1 protein-coding gene is annotated in these 237 nt (G+C 22.4%); it reads right to left on the reverse strand.

Annotation, left to right across the window (positions count from 1 at the left end; translation table 11 throughout):
- On the reverse strand, nt 1-237 hold a 237-nt coding region (locus AACQ14_RS24540), incomplete at both ends, for a hypothetical protein (protein ID WP_339366145.1).

A 237-nucleotide genomic window follows, 5' to 3' on the forward strand; every position in this document is an offset into this window, starting at 1 on the left:
TATTGGATTTAAGTTTCTCTGATGATTTACTATCTGTATAAGTTCCGTTATCATAAGTCACTTCAATATTGTTCTTACCATTATATATATCACAATAATCGTACATATTATCTTTTATCAATCTCATTAATTCTTCTTTTGATTTTATAGTAGGTAATGTAAAAGTATCTTTATTGACAGTTGGTTTTATTATTTTATTTATTAAATTGAAATCAAATTGTGATTGTATTTTATGGA

Source organism: Vallitalea maricola (genome assembly GCF_036985595.1).
In the GTDB taxonomy this organism is placed as follows: Bacteria; Bacillota; Clostridia; order Lachnospirales; family Vallitaleaceae; genus Vallitalea; species Vallitalea maricola.